This is a genomic window from Blautia sp. AF19-13LB, from assembly GCF_003479105.1.
GTDB classification, from domain to species: domain Bacteria; phylum Bacillota; class Clostridia; order Lachnospirales; family Lachnospiraceae; genus Fusicatenibacter; species Fusicatenibacter saccharivorans.
In genome coordinates, this window is sequence record NZ_QUGO01000012.1 from 34,508 (window position 1) to 50,685 (window position 16,178).

The 16,178-nt window shown below is 50.6% G+C and carries 23 protein-coding genes and 1 pseudogene; all 24 read right to left on the bottom strand.

Translation table 11 applies throughout. The features are described from left to right. Window position 1 precedes the first annotated feature (1 nt). On the bottom strand, window positions 2-1,048 hold the full coding sequence (locus DWX32_RS19900; protein WP_118046920.1) for a carbohydrate-binding protein: 1,047 nt from the start codon (window positions 1,046-1,048) through the stop codon (window positions 2-4). A gap of 26 nt (window positions 1,049-1,074) precedes the next feature. Then, window positions 1,075-2,472, bottom strand: a complete 1,398-nt coding sequence (locus tag DWX32_RS13060; protein WP_118046922.1) for an XkdF-like putative serine protease domain-containing protein — start codon at window positions 2,470-2,472, stop codon at window positions 1,075-1,077. A gap of 170 nt (window positions 2,473-2,642) precedes the next feature. Beyond that, window positions 2,643-3,611: a phage minor head protein gene (locus DWX32_RS13065; protein WP_118046923.1), complete on the bottom strand. Its 969-nt coding sequence runs from the start codon at window positions 3,609-3,611 to the stop codon at window positions 2,643-2,645. Between the two features lies 1 nt (window position 3,612). Beyond that, a complete protein-coding gene (locus DWX32_RS13070) occupies window positions 3,613-5,193 on the bottom strand; it encodes a phage portal protein (protein ID WP_118046925.1) in 1,581 nt (526 codons plus the stop codon). After that, the gene (locus DWX32_RS13075; RefSeq protein WP_181980005.1) at window positions 5,186-6,592 is read right to left on the bottom strand and encodes a terminase B; all 1,407 of its coding nucleotides are present in this window, start codon (window positions 6,590-6,592) and stop codon (window positions 5,186-5,188) included. The genes DWX32_RS13070 and DWX32_RS13075 overlap by 8 nt, the downstream gene beginning before the upstream one ends. Next, window positions 6,585-7,082: a hypothetical protein gene (locus DWX32_RS13080; protein WP_118046927.1), complete on the bottom strand. Its 498-nt coding sequence runs from the start codon at window positions 7,080-7,082 to the stop codon at window positions 6,585-6,587. Before DWX32_RS13080 ends, DWX32_RS13075 begins: the two co-directional genes overlap by 8 nt. Window positions 7,083-7,107: 25 nt before the next feature. After that, on the bottom strand, window positions 7,108-8,127 hold the full coding sequence (locus DWX32_RS13085) for a radical SAM protein (protein WP_118046929.1): 1,020 nt from the start codon (window positions 8,125-8,127) through the stop codon (window positions 7,108-7,110). A gap of 1 nt (window position 8,128) precedes the next feature. After that, window positions 8,129-8,698, bottom strand: a complete 570-nt coding sequence (locus tag DWX32_RS13090) for a ParB N-terminal domain-containing protein (RefSeq protein WP_118046930.1) — start codon at window positions 8,696-8,698, stop codon at window positions 8,129-8,131. Then, window positions 8,698-9,288 (bottom strand): ParB N-terminal domain-containing protein, encoded by a 591-nt coding sequence (locus tag DWX32_RS13095; RefSeq protein ID WP_118046932.1) that lies wholly within the window; start codon window positions 9,286-9,288, stop codon window positions 8,698-8,700. The genes DWX32_RS13090 and DWX32_RS13095 overlap by 1 nt, the downstream gene beginning before the upstream one ends. Before the next feature lie 165 nt (window positions 9,289-9,453). Then, the gene (locus DWX32_RS13100) at window positions 9,454-10,107 is read right to left on the bottom strand and encodes an HTH domain-containing protein (protein ID WP_118046933.1); all 654 of its coding nucleotides are present in this window, start codon (window positions 10,105-10,107) and stop codon (window positions 9,454-9,456) included. A 51-nt stretch (window positions 10,108-10,158) separates the two neighbouring features. Next, window positions 10,159-10,665 (bottom strand): Holliday junction resolvase RecU, encoded by a 507-nt coding sequence (locus DWX32_RS13105; RefSeq protein WP_118046935.1) that lies wholly within the window; start codon window positions 10,663-10,665, stop codon window positions 10,159-10,161. Beyond that, window positions 10,665-10,961 (bottom strand): hypothetical protein, encoded by a 297-nt coding sequence (locus DWX32_RS13110; RefSeq protein ID WP_118046937.1) that lies wholly within the window; start codon window positions 10,959-10,961, stop codon window positions 10,665-10,667. The genes DWX32_RS13105 and DWX32_RS13110 overlap by 1 nt, the downstream gene beginning before the upstream one ends. 5 nt (window positions 10,962-10,966) lie before the next feature. Further along, on the bottom strand, window positions 10,967-11,200 hold the full coding sequence (locus tag DWX32_RS13115) for a hypothetical protein (protein WP_118046938.1): 234 nt from the start codon (window positions 11,198-11,200) through the stop codon (window positions 10,967-10,969). Beyond that, entirely contained in the window at window positions 11,200-11,577 is a 378-nt protein-coding gene (locus DWX32_RS13120) for a beta barrel domain-containing protein (RefSeq protein WP_118046940.1), read from the bottom strand. Before DWX32_RS13120 ends, DWX32_RS13115 begins: the two co-directional genes overlap by 1 nt. An 11-nt stretch (window positions 11,578-11,588) precedes the next feature. After that, entirely contained in the window at window positions 11,589-11,945 is a 357-nt protein-coding gene (locus tag DWX32_RS13125; RefSeq protein ID WP_118046941.1) for a hypothetical protein, read from the bottom strand. Between the two features lie 9 nt (window positions 11,946-11,954). After that, entirely contained in the window at window positions 11,955-12,278 is a 324-nt protein-coding gene (locus DWX32_RS13130; RefSeq protein ID WP_118046943.1) for a single-stranded DNA-binding protein, read from the bottom strand. Next, entirely contained in the window at window positions 12,275-12,457 is a 183-nt protein-coding gene (locus DWX32_RS13135) for a hypothetical protein (protein ID WP_118046945.1), read from the bottom strand. The genes DWX32_RS13130 and DWX32_RS13135 overlap by 4 nt, the downstream gene beginning before the upstream one ends. Continuing rightward, window positions 12,457-12,918, bottom strand: a complete 462-nt coding sequence (locus DWX32_RS13140) for a hypothetical protein (RefSeq protein ID WP_242988845.1) — start codon at window positions 12,916-12,918, stop codon at window positions 12,457-12,459. Before DWX32_RS13140 ends, DWX32_RS13135 begins: the two co-directional genes overlap by 1 nt. A gap of 11 nt (window positions 12,919-12,929) precedes the next feature. Then, a complete protein-coding gene (locus DWX32_RS13145) occupies window positions 12,930-13,154 on the bottom strand; it encodes a hypothetical protein (protein WP_242988846.1) in 225 nt (74 codons plus the stop codon). A 75-nt stretch (window positions 13,155-13,229) separates the two neighbouring features. After that, entirely contained in the window at window positions 13,230-13,370 is a 141-nt protein-coding gene (locus tag DWX32_RS19690) for a hypothetical protein (protein WP_158579591.1), read from the bottom strand. A gap of 12 nt (window positions 13,371-13,382) precedes the next feature. Next, window positions 13,383-14,063: a hypothetical protein gene (locus DWX32_RS13150; RefSeq protein WP_118046946.1), complete on the bottom strand. Its 681-nt coding sequence runs from the start codon at window positions 14,061-14,063 to the stop codon at window positions 13,383-13,385. A 13-nt stretch (window positions 14,064-14,076) separates the two neighbouring features. Continuing rightward, window positions 14,077-14,625, bottom strand: a complete 549-nt coding sequence (locus DWX32_RS20175; protein ID WP_243037590.1) for a hypothetical protein — start codon at window positions 14,623-14,625, stop codon at window positions 14,077-14,079. Window positions 14,626-14,715: 90 nt separating this feature from the next. Continuing rightward, a pseudogene (locus DWX32_RS20895) lies at window positions 14,716-15,030 on the bottom strand (type II toxin-antitoxin system PemK/MazF family toxin); the annotation flags it as partial. A gap of 3 nt (window positions 15,031-15,033) precedes the next feature. Continuing rightward, window positions 15,034-16,170 carry a hypothetical protein gene (locus DWX32_RS13160; protein ID WP_118660299.1) on the bottom strand — a complete coding sequence of 379 codons (1,137 nt, stop codon included), beginning with the start codon at window positions 16,168-16,170 and terminating at the stop codon, window positions 15,034-15,036. Window positions 16,171-16,178 lie beyond the last annotated feature (8 nt).

Here is a 16,178-nt window from a genome sequence, read left to right on the forward strand (position 1 = left end):
CTTATTTCAGCTTAATCATGGCAGTAGCGTCCAGCTCCTCGATAATCGGGTCGTAGTCCAAATGGGTAACGTAGAAACGCTTATCCTGCATGATTGCTTCCTTGCCCTCTGTGGTCTTGCGAATCTTCACATCGTAAGTGTTTACGACGATAAGGTTCTTCGGGTCGGTAAGCAGAATGCGGTCGTCAGAAAGAGACGGGCATTCAACAGTAGGAATACGAGCCGGGCTGCTGTAAACGCTCTCCGGCACTGCGCCGCCTGCATTTACAACCTTGTTAAGCAGGAACAGTTCCCACTCCTGCGCTCTCTTAGGAGACATGAGCCAGCGGAGCTTGCCGTTGTTGTACTTGTTCGGAATAGAGCCGAGTGCCTTGTAGAACATATCGAGGCTCATATCGCTCTGAGTGGAAACGTCGAGTACATGGCCGCCGTTGCCAATCTGCTTGAGCCAGCCGTCGTTGATTTTAAGGAAATCAACATCACCGGCCTCACCGATTTCTCTCACATCGCTGTCATTCCATGCGCCTGCTGCGTGTGCTTTCTGGAACTCGTAGACGCTGCCGTTGTAGGTTACGGTATCACCGGCCTTGTAAGTCTCCGTAGCGGAGAACGCCTTTGCAGTACCGGCACCCTCGTTACCGTTGAGGTACAAGTCCTCAAGGTCAACACCGAGCTGTGCGGTCATAAGGTCGGTGATAATCTTTTCGAGGTTCTGACCCTCGATGTTCTCACGCAGGCTCTCCTCAGTGATTTCCCACGGAAGTCGAATAGCGGTAGTCGCATATTCAATCTGGGAAGTGTTTACGCCTGCACGATAGCCGTCGTCTGCGTTCTCTGTCTTTTTACGGACAATACGGCTGGCAATACCAATCTTGTCGATTTCGCCAGTCTTTGCGGTACGCTGCTCATGGCGGATAAGGCCGCCGAGGTTGGTAGCGTCGAAAGTCTGCTGAATGAACTTTCGGGCCTGTTCCGGGTTAAGCAGCCCGGAAGTGAGCGAACCAGTGGAAATGGCCGCTTTTCTGATGATTGTGCTGTTGCTGTTCATATTCTGTTTTTCCTCCTTATGTTGTATTAGAGAATGCCGTGCAGGTAATGTTCCTCACCTGCTGACTTCTGTACGCTTCCGTCGCCGTTGAAATTGCTCGGAAGCCCTCTGCTTTTCAGAACAGAGGCGGTAGCGTTCTCAACCGCTTTGGTAATCATGTTCTGCACCTGTTCGGTAGTAACATGAGGCTCCTCCTGCGGCTTGAGAGCCTTTTCTACTGCCGCCTGTACCATTGCGTCGATACTCTCCGGGGTAAGCTCCTCGGACTTCTCAACGCCTGCTGCCTGCGCCTGTGCTGCGGCCTCGCCCTTGTCGTCCGCCTCGCCTGCGCCCATAGCCTTTGCGATAGAAGCCTCAAGGGACTTTGTAACAATCGCTTCAACTTCCTGTTTAGTCACTTCTTTTTCCTCCTCGTCTTTCTTTTTGGTTTTGTCGTCCTCCACCCCGGTCTCGTCCTCTTTGGATTTATTCTTTTCATCGTCCGGGTTCTCCTCCGGGTCGTCGAACTCTTTAAGGAATGTGCCGAGACTTTCATAAATGCCCGACAGGGTATCCTTGTTCTTGGTGCTCATTTTCTTACCGGCCTTTTCAATCCCATCCGGGCGGTCAGCTTCAATGGCTTTCGTGATACTTTCTTTCCCGGTCAAAATGCTGGTGATGATAGAAACAAAGTCCTCAAGGCACTCACGCACCTTGTCCTCATTCGCTTCATACTGCCAGCGTCCCGTAATCGGGTCATACTTGTATAAAATCTCCTCAAGGGAGTTAAAGGCGTTCCAAAAAAGACTGCCTTTGCTGCGCTCCTCGTAAAGCTCCGCCATAGCACCCTTTTCCACGACATTGACACCCAATGCCGCCGCCAACTGTTTCAGCAACCCTTTCTTTGAGCTGCCCGCTGCCTGCTTTGTCACTTCGTCCAACTCTACGTCCTCCTCACTGTAATTTCCAACTCCGCCCATGCTAAAGCCTGTGATGTCGCCCTTTTCAATGGCTTCCCACACGCTCTCGTCCGTTACCTCAACGGTCATAAGCCATGTTCCCTTTCGGATTGTCTCGCCGTCGATTTCAAAATCTGCTTTCGCAATCCAGTTTTCCACGACGGTTGCTCCGTCCAGAACATCAAAACTGTGCTGCAAGTCCACCTTGTCGCCATTCTTCGCAAACCAGTACGCCGCTTTGGTGATTTCCTCCTCGGTCATGTAGTTGCCGTGGCTGTCCTCCTCCATAGGTTCGTACACAATACCGGTAACATAGTGGCTCTCTGCGTCCGCCTTGATAATTCTGCCGTAGGTCGTAAACGACGCTTTTCCGTCGTCCGCTTTCTTCAAAAGGAACTGACGCTTATTGGCTGCCTTGTCTACCAGTGAAACAAAACTGATTTTAGCGTCCGTGATTTCGTAGGCTTTCTTTAAGCCCTTTCTCATGCCCTTTTCACCTCCTTTCAAAGGCTCTGAAAATATAAAAAGCAGCGTCACCGCTGCCTCTTATCGTGTAAAGCTCTGAACGGCTCTGAAACACCGTTATTTGTTCAGACGGTAATTTCCCCGCCCGTATCGTTTTGGAAGCTCCTGCGCCGTCTGAGAAAGAAAGAGGGCTATTCCTCCTCTATTCCGGCTTTCGCCTTGTTTCTCTCGTCCAGCTCTCGCTCCCATTCATCGTCCATTTCGTCAATGGCTTCCTGCTGCAATGCCTGTCGTTCCTCAAGGGAAAGGCCGAGGATTTCCTCACTCACTACCGGCTGACAAATGCAATGGCAGTTGATACTCTCCTCCGGCGGTAATGACGGGTCACGAGGGTACATACACTCGTATGTGCCTCCGTCTGCGCCTACCAGCTCGAAAGGCTCATTTACAGGAACCCTCTGGCCGTCCATGTCAACATGGTTCTGTCGGGGTTCGTTCCTGTATTCCCCGGTGTGCTTCCACATCTTCTCCTCAACCGCCGGGGACTGCATGAATGCTTCCTGCTGCGCTACGCTGTGCGCCCTCAAAACCTCCGTGACTGACACCCTGCGGGCCTTGTAATACTCGTCCCGTATTCCGCTGTCGAGGATAGCACGGGTAAAGGCCGAAATACTGTCACCGTTCTCAAGTCCCTTTTTGAGTATGTTCTCAATTTCCTTGTGGCTGTTGAGCTTCATAATCTCTCCGAGGTCGCTGCTCCAACGCTCTATCCATGCCGTTGTGCGCTTCGATACCTGCGTCAGCTTCAATCCTCTGTCCGTCTGCTTGATGTACGCCTCGACAAATTCCGGCATGGACTTGTCGAACTGTTCTTTGAACACTGTAACGAGCTTTGCCTTTACTCCGTCGTTCAGCTTCACTTTCGGCCAGATGTCCGCTGCAAAGGCTTCGAGGTCTACCGCCTTTTCAACCTCCCCGACGATATAATCAGTCTCGTCCAGAAGTGCCTCCGAAACACCGTCCTCCATGTCCTTAATGTACTTGACGGTTTTTTTCGCTTTGGTGTAGCCCTCCTCCTTGAGAGTGTCGGAGAGGTCGCCGTCTGCCTTTTCGATGTATGCGTCAATGGCTTTAATCAGCGGGCCGCATTTCAAACACATATCAGCTCGCCTCCTTATCCATTTGCTTCAAAAGGCTCTTAACCTCTTTCATCACGGCAACAACAGCGTCGTCGTGGTTCCCAGCTGCTTTCTCAATCTGCTTTTGCAGGCTCATGGTAAGCTGTCCGAGGTCGAATCCCATGCCGCTGCTCTGCGACTTGTTATAAGACAACGGAATATCGCCCCATGCTGCCTCGTCCGGGTTCTCTGGGTAGTCCTCGCTGTCCTCTCCCAATGCCTTGTAAATAATTCTCTTTGCAAGGTTCGGTGTAAGACCTCCGGCGTTGTTGCCGACGGTAAGCAACTTGTAGAGGTCGTCCGGGTTGCTGATGTCCGGCTCAAGGAAATAAGCCTCAACGTACTGGAACCTGTAACCGTTCAGTAGGCGGTTGTTAATCGCCCATGCGAGGCTCTTGCGCTCTGGCTGGAACACCTGCTCCTCCGTGACCTCCTGCGCCGTCTGTGCTGTCGCTCTGTTGAAGTCCGTCGTATAGCCAACATAAAGGTCTGGCAACTGGAAAGAGGACTGCACCTTGCGTCGGTTGTTATCGAGGTAATCTTGGAAAAGCTCGTCTTTCTGCAAGATATTCGCAAGGTCTTTGACTTCGATTTCCGGCTTTTCCTGCTGGTCGAAATCTGTTCGCCCGTCGCTGCTCTCCGTCTCAAGGATAATAAAGGCGTGTTGACCGGCCTCTCCCTTGATGTCATTCATATACTGCTGCAGTTTGTCGAAACTCTCGTCCGTCAGCGTTCCGCCCTTAATCATAATCATAAGAGGCGTGTGCCTGCCGTTCTCGAAGTAATTGTTATTGAGGTTTTCCGCTTTCCTGCTGCCGTCTACGCCAAGCGTCTGGCCTATCCAGCGCACCTCGCCGTATGGCTCCGTGCCAATGGTAAACTCCATAATCTCGTTGGCCTGATATTGCAGGTCAAGCGTTTCGTCCTCCTCAAGGTACTTGCCGTTTCTCCTATCCATAATTCGAGGGTCGCCAAGCTCCTTGAAGTAGACCGTTTTGCCTCCGACCTCCTGCTTGAATTTGCAAAAGCGTTTCTTACGCTCAAGCTCTTTCCCGTGGTGGTAGTACATCGAACCGATGTACGGCTCAAGAGGCTTTGTCTTATAAACAGAGGGCGTGTCCTTGATGAACTCAATCTGAACCACGTCCCCGGCAACGTCCCGGATAACCTCAATGTAAGCAGCTCCGTAGGTCTCCCTCGCCTCGATGATGTCCTCGAACACCTCTTTGGTGTCCTGCTCAATGTTCAGCAGCTCGATAATCTCCTCCGCCCTGCTGTACTCTGCTGCCATTTCCGGGGTTTCCTCTACGTCGTCAACGTATCTCACGCCGATACCAAAACCAGCGATATTGTTCTTGTACGCTCTGATACACTGAGGGAGAATGGTGCTGTGCTTCACAAGGGTTTTCATCCCTATGCGGTCATTCATCGGCATTATCCAGTCTCCGGCGTTGAATGCGTCCTCCGGCGTAACCTGTACTGATACGTCCGCCTTTGTGACCGGGGCCTGCTGCTTATGCTCCTTGATAATGCGGGCCTCCATTCTCTGTTTGCTCTTAGCCATTCTTTCTCACCTCCCTGTGCTTTTTTGGTGGCTTCACTGGTAAACATAAAAGAAGAACGCAGTCGGCCTCGTCCGGGCTTGGCTGCCCTCGCTTCTTAACTGCGTCCTTACTCTCAATTTTTATCTTGCTGGCCTCTGTCAGCTCATACTTCCTGCCGGAAAGCTGCGCTACGAGGTCGTTGTCGTCCGGCAATATCAGTTCTACCGGCTTCCTGCTGCCGTCGTCGTCATAGGACTGCAACAGTTTCTTTACAACCGACATCATAAATGTGGTGCTGTCGTGGAAATACTTGTGCTTTATCCTCTGGCCGAACTTGACCGGGTAAACCTCAAGCCACCAGAACCGCTCCGGGTTGTGCCTCTTTATCTGGCGCAAGCGGTCTACCACGCCGCCACCAACGCCGCCGTCGTCTATCTTTACCGGGATAGGGTCTGTCAGCTTGTATCGCTGTACTAGCTCCTCCCCCAGCATAACAATGTCGTCCGCCGTTTTCATGGTGTCCTGTCCCTGCCGTTTCTTGTAGAACGTGACTTTTTCATCGACCTTGTAGCCGATTACCGTCTTATCGTCTCCGAAACGGGCAACGTCACACCCGATATGAACCAAATCCGGGTGTTTTCGGGGAGAAAACTCCGTCATAATGGAATTTTCTACGAGTGAAAGTGGAATATAAATGTCGTCCTCCTGCAATGGGAACTCTCCGGCCACTCGTACACGGAATACGTCGCTGTCCTCCCCGTACATATTGATGATTGTCTGAACAAAATCCTGCGATACCCTGCTGCTGTTCCGCCCGTCGATGTGGAACGCTGCGTAGCTCGCTCTATTCTTGGTGTGGCTCTCATAAAAAAAGCCCGACAACTGCGTCGGATTCCCACACATTAAAAGCCTTGCGCCCGGTGTCGATAACGCACCAAGTACCGGCTCAAATATACTGTCGTCTACACCGCTGGCCTCGTCTATGATATACAGAACGTCGTCCGCATGAAATCCTTGCAGAGCGTCCGGCTTGCTGGCTGTTCTGGCTACTGCGAACCATTCCTCCGGGTAGCCTCTCATGTAGACCTTTTCCTTTGTCCATATCAGCTCATTGGAGAGGGCTTTGTTGTGCCTCAACCACTTGCTGACCTCCGCCCAAAGAATATCAAATAACTGGTGCTGCGTCGGTGCTGTGCATGGTATCTTCGGGAATGGCCTCGTAACCATAAACCAAATAACCACCCACGCCTCAACCGTACTTTTTCCTACGCCGTGGCCGCTTCTTACGGTTGTGAGCTGGTTCTTTCCAACGCTGCGGAGTATCTTTGCTTGTTGTGCGTCGGGTTTCGCCCCGATAACGTCCTCGACAAACTCTACCGGGTGGTCGGCATAATACAAAATAGCCTCGCTGTCAAGCATCGTCCTCCGCCTCCCTTCGCTTCTTGTATGCCGCTATGATACTGTCAGCAAGCGTGTCGGAGTTGCTGCTCTCCTGTGTGCTGTCCTCCTCCAATGTTCTGTTGAGCCTTTCAAGTTCTGTCGACATTTTGATAAATTCCTTGATGTCTTTGGCGGACATTTCCTCGGCTGATAAGTGTCCCAACGCTTCAAGGGCTTTCTTTTGGAGTTGCATTGCTATCCCGATATGGCGGTCTACCATTGCTTTGCGGTCTTTTACGGCTTTGGTGTGAGCCTCTTTTTCCAGCTCATTGTCATAGGCTCGGACACGCTCAGCCCAATCCCATGTGCTTTTCCAACGTCGAATTAAAGTACCACTTTTTTGCAACTTTTCCGCAACGGCTGTCAGCGTCCGCTTTTCTCCCATATCCCGGTAAGTAACGAATGCCTCAAATGCCTTTTCGCTTTCGCCCTTTTGACGTTCCCACGGCTTATCAGTCCATTTTGGCATTGTCCTCCTCTCCTTTACTGGCAGCCTATTCTTCTAAGCCAAAGAGCCGTTTATAATAGTCCGTCTTGTTTCCAAGCTCCTCCTGCATGAGGCCGTAGAAAGACTGGCTATTGATTTTCTTGTTGATACCGGCAATCTGGTTAAGGCTCTGGAAGCACCCGCCTGTCCCGATTTGTTTCATAGTCTCGGTTGGCTCCGGGTTCTTCCCGTTCAGAAGCATACAGAGGTTGTAGTCGTTGCCCTTAAATCCCTCAAGGCCGTCAATGCCGCAGCAACACATACTGTCGCCCATTGCTCTGAGGCGGTTCTCTCCGGCGTAAAACTTCATGCCGTGTCGGTGTGCCTCTGCCCGAATACTCTCGAACTGCGGTCTGAGTACGCTCAACGGATAACAGTTGTCGCCGCCGATTTTCACCATGCCTTTCTTGCCTTTGTAGAACTTCATTCCCTCGACTACGATACCGTAAACGCCTGCGGCTGCCAGTCTCGGAATGTTCTTCATAACGTCTCTGAAAACTTCCGGCATATACGGCTGTATTCTGACAATAACCCTCTGCACCCGTCCAGCAAGGGTCTCGACCATTTTTAGTCGCTCCTCATACGGTGGGGTTCCGGGTTCCAGTTGGTCGTATTTGCTGCATACCATAGAAACCTGCACAACGCAGTTGCATTTTTCCAGCAGGTCAAGGTATTCCGGCTCCGCTGCGAGCCTGCCCTTTGTGCTTACGACGAATGGGTACTGCGTTTCTGCCAGCAGCTTCAAACACTCGTAGCTGGCTCTGATATTCTTTTCAATCGGCTGGAATGGGTCGCTCATTCCGCCCCAATGGATAGGAATATTCCAGTCGCACCACGCCGTCTCTCGACCTCTCTTACCCTCTATGAAAGAGCGTAGGGCCTCTACGGTCTCGTCCCTCTGGATTTTGGCGATATTCGCCTTTTTCTGCACGAAGCAGTATTTACACCCGTGGCTGCACCCTTTGTAGGTGTCGAAGCGTATCGGGAGATTGCATAAAATAACCTGTGTTCCGCATTTACAACCCATGCTAAATTTCCCCCTTTGCTTTCTGAATAATCAGCTCCACAAGTGCCTCTTTGCCGAAGTCTTTCACATAGGCTTTGAGGTCTGCTTGGTCTGCCTTGTCAAATGTGAGGCTGATGTTGAACAGCTCCTCAATGCTTTTCAGTTCCTCGTCCACGGTGTCTCCGTCGATAAGACCGTCAATGTCATTTGTGAGGCTGTCGATTTCCTGCTGCGTAAATCCCGTGAGGGTTGCGTCCTCTCCCAGTTGCGTAAGCAGCTCCGCCAGTTTATCGTTATCCCAGCCGCCCTCTACTTTGTTCAGAGCGACGTTGAGCTGGCGTTCCTGCGTCTCATCGAGGTCAACCACAGATACGTATACCTCTGTTTCTCCCTCATTCTCAAGCACGGTTAATCGCTGGTGGCCGCCTACTACCCGGTTCGTCCTCTCATTCCATACTACTGGGATAATCATGCCGTAGGTCTTAATACTCCTGCGCAGGTTCTCATACTCCATGTCTCCGGGGATAAGGTCGATACGAGGGTTGTAGGTTGCTCTTTCCATGTCAGAAATCTTTTTTCTTACAATCTGCATTACAAGCCCTCCTTTACCTTGTTGATAATCGCCGTCGCAAGCTCCTCTTTCGCATTGGCGGTGTTCTTCACATAGTTTTCTACGGTTTCCCTTGCGCCTGCCGGGAGGCTGAACGTCATAACAAAGGTGCTGCGCTCTTTATCGTCCCCGTAGTCTGAAAAATCCTCCTCCATGAGGTCTTTAATGTGGTCGTACTGCATGAGTAGCCCCTGTAACTCCCAGTCCTCATAGCCGGTCAGCTCTAAGTCCCCGGTTTCCTCAAGCTCCTGCAAAAGGTCGGTCAGCTTTCCAATGTCCCAACGTCCCTTTACCTTGTTGAGCAGCACATTGAGGATTTTCTCGTCCTTTTCTTCGAGGTCTACCACTACGCACTCGATTTCCTCTGCTCCCTGTTCGAGCAGAACTTTGAGCCTCTGGTGGCCTCCGACGACAGTTCCTGTTCTTTCGTTCCAGATAATAGGCTCTACATAGCCGAACTCCTCAATGGAACGGCGGAGCTTCTGGTACTCTGCGTCCTCCGGCTGCAAATCCTTTCTTGGATTGTACGCTGCTGCCCTTAATTCCGTTGCTTTTAGCGTCCTTATATTCACGCTCTCACTCCTTTCCGTCCCGTTTTGGGTCATTTATCCACAAAAAAATACACAGCTTGTGGATAACTCCGCCAAACTGTGTATCTCTCTTTTTCGCACTTTACCGCCTACCATTTTATCAGCTCCATAGTGGAAATGCAATGGCGGCTTTGTGACATTCGCCTCTCAAAAGCGGTCTATACCGCCAATTCCAAACAAAAGAGCTGTCATATCCGCTGCGCAAATATCCACGTCACGGTACACGGTTCTCCTGTCGATTTTCTCCTGCTTCGCAATTTCCTCCGCTGTGGTGTAGTCCTCTGCGATATAAAGGCACTCCAATACTCGCCAATGTCTTGCGTCGTCAGCCCTGCTGGAACGCTCGCACATAATCTTGTAACATTCCAGCATTTTATTTACATGGGTCATAATAATTCTGGTGGCGATGTAGTTCTTCTGAATACTCTCTACGAATATCTCCTCGTCTGCCGGGCGGCCCATGTTCTGCATGATTTCCTCAAAATTCTCATCCGCCTCCTCTGCGCCGTCGGTACTAAATACGGCGTTTTTGTAATACTCATTTAGGCGGCGGTAATTTCTCAACAGCAGTTTCGTGTTGTGGTACTTATAATCGTACTGCTGCTTCTTGAATTTCTGTCTTTCTCTCTCCACGGCCTTTACTGCCGCTGCTGCTCCGACCTCTGCTCCGGCTGCGGCCCCGATTGTCACTCCGAGGTTTACCGCTGCCTGCAGTTTCTCGTCAATGCCTTTCATGCAGGCTTCCGTTGCCGCCATTACAGCGGCTTCAATGAGTGCCTGTATCTCTGTTTTCTTCTTCATGGATAGCTCCCTCCTTTTATTTTCTCCGGGAGTTCGCCTCCCTGTTTTCTGTTACAAAAATTGAAGCACACCGCCCACATAGCGGATTTTGTACTCCTGTACGTCCTCCGGCGTTATGTACTTCCTGCCGTAGTTGTCTTTCATGTCTCTAAAAATCGCCCAAGGTATCTTGAAATACTGCTCAAATCCAAAGGAAACCATAACGAAGCACTCCGCTCCCAGCTTCTCATGTCGGTTGAGCTGCTTTTCCTGCTCCTCGCTTATCACGCTGCGCTGCATTCTGTCGCTGTCCGTGTGCTTGGCCTCAAATACGATAGCTTTTCCGCCCTTGAGGGTTCCTTTGTAGTCTGGCTGCGCCTGTTTGGTGTAGCAGGCGAGGAACTGGCCTCTGCTGTTCGGTCTGCCTAATGGCTTCATCGGTTCCGGGGTTTTTGTGATTTCTGCCTGTTCGTGGAGGCGGTAGTGTCTGCAAGCCGCTTCCAGCATATTCTCCCAATATTCCCCAGCTACTCTGCTTCTCCTGCCGGTCATAACCGCCTTGTAGTGTCTCTCGTCCATTAAATCAGCCCCTTTTCTGTCGCAAACTGCGTAATCTTGTAGGCTGTCGCTCCCTTAATACCCTTACACTCACCGTCTGAAAGCGCAGAGAGCAGCTTTTCTATTGCCGATGTATTCTCGTTAGGGTCTGCCGCTTCTGCCTCGTCCTGCGCCTCGTGAGAGGACGAGAGGCTTACTTCCGGCTCCGCCGCTCTATGAAACTCCTCCACGAGCTGTCGGTCTGTCATTTTTCTAAGGCGCACCGCTTCCTCGTGGATTGCCTTTTCCTCTGCTGTTCTATTTCTCTTTTTACTCATGTTTTCTATTCCTCCATTTTTTTGAACTTAATGTCAAGCGAAAGCGTACTCGAAAGCCCGTCGTTCAAAATTTTCTTTTCGATTACTACGCAATACGGTGTACCGTACTCCATGCTGTCCGCAAGTTCCTCAAAGAGCTGCCGCTTTCCCTGCTTTTCGATAAGTTCGCAAATATCAACGCCGTGAACTGATAATTTTTCTCTGGCCGATATGCGTCGTTCTGTCTTGTAATGTTCCATTATGCGCCACCCTCCAAAATCTCCTTAACCTTTCTGAGCTGCTGTACCGTATATGAATCTATTCTTGAATAGTCGGTTGCTTTTGAAATCCAGCTTTTCAGCATATCTCTTTCAATATCCTCAAGAGCTGCCTGCTGCGTCGGGAACAGTTTACGCCCGGTGTTGCAGTAATCGACCTCGCAGAGGTAATCGTCGTCGCCTCTCGCATTGTAAAAGTCTGATGTGCGAATGTCGCTTTCCTGCTTGGCTGTCTTTACATACTTTCTTCCAACCGATACGACAACGCACTGTGAAACAAAATGCTCCTGCGTTCTGCCTCTCTTTCTGGTTAAGATGTAGGCTGTCTGGCCCGGCTTGAAATCCTTTACTGATACCATGTCTCTCCTCCCTACTTTCCGATGTATGCCTGCCATTTCAGTTTGATTTTATGAAACGGGCTATCCAGTCGTCGGTTAAATTCCTCCGCTATCTCCGTGTCGGAAAATTCGCTGAGTTTTGCCCCGTACTTCATGGTGTGAAATTCATCGTCACTAAGTCCCTCGAAATACGGTATGCTCCCCTCGGAAATTATCTTGCTTTCCGGGTAGCTCCTGCGCTGCTTGAACCTCTCCCAGTCATTCTTGAAAAATGCGCCGGTCACTCTGGCTGTCTGTCCCCAGCAATCCGTGTCGATTGTCACACGCACAACTCGGTTGAGTTCCTCCTCTGAAACAATCCCGGTTATGCAAACATCTAATATATCCATACTGCCTCCTTATGCGAACGGCCCTTGATTTTTGCTGTCCGCAAATTCCACCCTATCTGCAACAACTTCCGTTACTTTTCGGTTCTTTCCGTCATTGTCAGTGTAGTTTCTGGTTCTGATTTCGCCTCTTACAACAATCTTGCTACCCTTGCTCATGTACTTCTGTAAAAACTCCGCCGTCTTATCCCACGCAACGATCGTCGGAAAATCTGCCGTGTCGTCCTTGCTTGCCCGGTCTACCGCCAAATTGAATGAGGTGCAGGGCGTTCCCTGCTGGGTGTAGCGCAGCTCCGGGTCTGCTGTGAGCCTGCCTGTTAAAATTACTACGTTCATATTATCCTCCTGTGAAGTTTTTCTTTTATCGCCTCGTCGAATTTTCTATACATTTTCTCAACTTCTTTTTCGAGGCGTCTTTTTTCTCTCTTTGGCAAACTATCAAAAAAGCGTTTGCCGTAGATTTTCCTTGCGTCAATCCGGGCGTAATAAGGCTTGTCGGCTCCAGCGTTCTTCATCAATCGCCCCGTCTCCTTTCTCTTGCTGCCGATCGGAACATCATTAAAAGCATTTCCGAAACAGGTCGTTCCCGGTCTTTCCTTTTGGCTTTCTTGACCGAGCGCAGTTCTGCCCCGTCCGGGCAATATACTCCAACCGCATAAGGGATTTCCAAACTCACTGCCGCATAAACTTCCTCCGGCATGATATAGTAGTTGAAATCGCCTATAAAGTTATGGCCGTTCTTGGAGTGGAAATCCTCTACTGAGGACTTTACCTCGTAACAGTAAAAGTCGCCCTTTTCAATGCCCGATACTGTGTTGTTGACGGGCTTGAATTTCATGTAGTCCACCCTTACGGCGTGGGCGGTGGAATAATCGAACGTGACTTCTTTCGCCCAATATATCCGTGGGTCGTTGTATGGGTTTATGAGCCTTTCCACAAGCTCGGAAAGAGATTTTGTTATTTCTCCTCTCGTCAAGTCGTCACCTCCTATCTGTACTCTTTCCCTGTCGCTTTGTCTTTGAGGGTTACCCTGCCTATAATCTCGAATCCTGCTAATTCCGCCGTCTGTTTCAAAATTGGAATGAGATTGCTTATGACTGCCATTCGTGCTGCTTCTTTCCGGCGTTCCTTTTCTCTTATGCTGTTCCACGCTCCTCCGGCGGTCGGGTCGGCGTAACCCTCTCCGTTTTTATCCATTCTATCGGTTGCCAATCTTCTCCGCCTCCTCTAAAATCGGGCACCCGTTGCAAGTGCCTCTTTCTACCGTGAAAATGCAATGCTCATTCGTCAAGCGCATATCCACTGTTTCTCGTGCGTTTCTTTTTCATCCGGGTCGTCCATTGAACAAATCGCAAGCAAGAAAACCATTGCTACAACCCCAAGAAGTGAAATTGCTCCTATGACAGCAAGAATATAAATTATTATCATGTCGCACCTCCCTTATGTCGCTGGCTGCAATACCTCCTGCGCTACTTCCGAGCCGGTTTCTCCCTCGGTATTCGCAAGTCTCTTTATCTGTCGGTCTACTTTGTTTTCTATGGTCTCCTGCACAAGGTCTCTGCCTCCGTAAATCATAATAAGCTGGGTAAGCATGATGATAACGTCCGCTACCTCCTCAAGAATGTTCTCTCTTGCTGCTTCGAGGTCTTTGCTGCCCTGTGCTGCTTTGCGGCGGTATTTGAGCAACGCCTTTGTCAGCTCGCTCATTTCCTCTACCGCCATATCCACTTGCGCCTCTGCTCCATAGGTGTCTACGCACTCCTGCAATACCTCCGGGCGGTTCGTGGTCGGCAGGCCCGTGGTCTCATATCTTTCCAGCCACGCTCTCACATCTGTCATTCCGTAAAGAGCCATATACAATATTGCAAATACGCCCTCAAGGTCGTCTGTGCCAAACTGCAGGTTATCGTAAAGAATTTCGTCCAGCTCCTCGTCCGTGAGTTCGTCTGTGTCCGCCGGTGCTGCGTGTTTCGCACAAATCTCTCTCATAAGGTCTCTTACAGGGATTTCACGGTCAAAATCCCTGTACCACGCTTCCCTGTTCTTCACGAAAACAAAATTATGGGCCAGCTCGGTTGCGCTCATGGTACTGGTGTCGTTGCAAATCTTTCTGAATATCATTCCGCCGCCCTCCTTACTCGATTGTGACGTATGTGTTTCTGCGGTTGTTCAACTGCATACTTACCGGGTTTCCGCAGTTCAAACAGTTGTAGTCAAATGTTTCGTCGGTGATGTTGGTCTTGTACTTCCAGTAACTCCCGCATTTGCAATGTAAATGGGCCATTTTAAGGCCATGCAGCGGCGTAACCTTTCCACAGCCCTCACAGGTGTACTTTGACATCGGGGTTTTGCTGCAAAATCCTTTGACCTTTCCACAATGCTGGCACTTAATAAGCAAAAACCCTCTGTACTCCTCCGGCTCCGCCGGTTCTTCCTTTTCTTCCTGTGCTACGCCTGCGCCTCTGAAATCCCCGAAAAGGCTCTCAACTCTGCTGCGTGGCTTATCCTTTGGCTTGATAGTTTTCGGCGGCTCCTGCGGTACGCTGGCAGGTCTGGCGGGTGTTTCCTCTTTCTCCTCCTGCCCGGCTGCGTAGTCCAGTGCTTTCTTCATAAGGTCATTGGCCTTGTCCTGCGTCATATTAAAGCTCATTTCCCCGAATGGGGTTTTGATTGTTACCTGCATATTCTCTCCTCCTGTTTTCTGTATTCCGAGACTTGTCTGCAAAGCCCGGTCAATTTTTCTCATTTCCGCCACGCTTACGCTCCCGATATGTTCCTTGAGCCTGCTTTTGCATACCGTTACAATCTGCTCGCAGAGGGCTATTGACGGCCTCCGGGCTGAATTTATATAAACATGCGTCGGAATGGTGGTCTTTCTCTTTGTTGTAAGGTAAACGACTTCTACTACCGGCGCATGGTGGTTCCCGGTGTTGTTGCTCACGATTACTGCCGGTCTGTTTCCGCCCTGCTCGCTGCCTGTCGTCTCTGTCCCTCTGATGTAGTAAATATCTCCTCGCTTGGCCGTTTCCTCCGCCTCCTTTCTGTATGGGGCGACTATCGCCGCCCCTGTCAGTTGCTCAGTAAGCAGTTATCAGTGTTTCTTGAAATAAGCGGAGCGGAAACCGAGGTCCCAGCCGGAATAGGAGCGAGGGCTGCCCAAGTTCGTGCAGAACAGACCCGCAACCGCACCGACGTACCAGTAGCCACCACGAAGCGCGAAATATTCTCCGCTGGTGCTGTCGATATAGAGGTATGCTTTTGGCTCCCCTGCGAACAATGCAAGTTCTTTGAGCTGTTCGCTCTCGCATTCAACCTCTACATCTTCCCAACAATCCCCGGTATAATCCTGTTCAATGTCCGGGTATGTGGTGATCTTGATACTGCCGTCTACCGACGCCTTTACGACATTGCCGGAATTATCCTTAATTCTGTGCCAGTCGTCTCCCTCCTGCGTGAGGTCGATGTTGAGTGCTGCGTCGTTGTCCTTTGCTGCATACAGTACGCCGTCTTTGATGCGAAGTCCTCTAAGCATTTCCCATACGTTTCCGCATAAATCGTGTACGCCCTCCGGGGTGTGATTGTGTGTCCATGTGGCCGGGCCGCTGCCGGTAAGGGTTCTGCCGTCGCCTCCGTCGTACTTCACGCCCTTTTCGCTTGCGTCTGCGTGATACTGGCCGTTGCTGGTGTTTCCGTGAGGGAGGGTTCCGTTCTTGAGGCTGATATTTGCAATCAGTCCCCACTCTGCTGCGGTCATAAGGTGCCAGCCCTCGCCCTTGTTGAAGCAAGCCTCTGACGCTTCATCGTTGGTAAGGTTCGTCCACAGCTTCTGATATGGCAAGCTGTAAGGCTTCCCGTTAATTTCGCAGTTCGGGTAGACCGAAATATAAATCTCGTCGTAAATCTCTCCGCCGATAACAAATGCCGGGTGAGGCTTATCGCTGCCGCCGAACAGCTCCTTATTGCTTACACGGGTAAATTTATACATGAATGAGGGAATACCGGCGTTGTCGTAAATTGCTACGACATTCCCCTCCACTCCCGGCTGCTTGGTCTCTACCGCTGCGAGCTTGACCTCTTTCTTTCCCTCCGGGGCCGGTGCTACATTCTTTGCCCCGAACAAAGTCTTGAGCAAATCCTCGTGGATAAATTCAAGGTCTTTTCCCTCGAATACTGTCTCGGAGCTGTAATCTCCTGCGGTTTCCGTGTGTCTGATTTTCATTTCTGCCATTGTGTTTT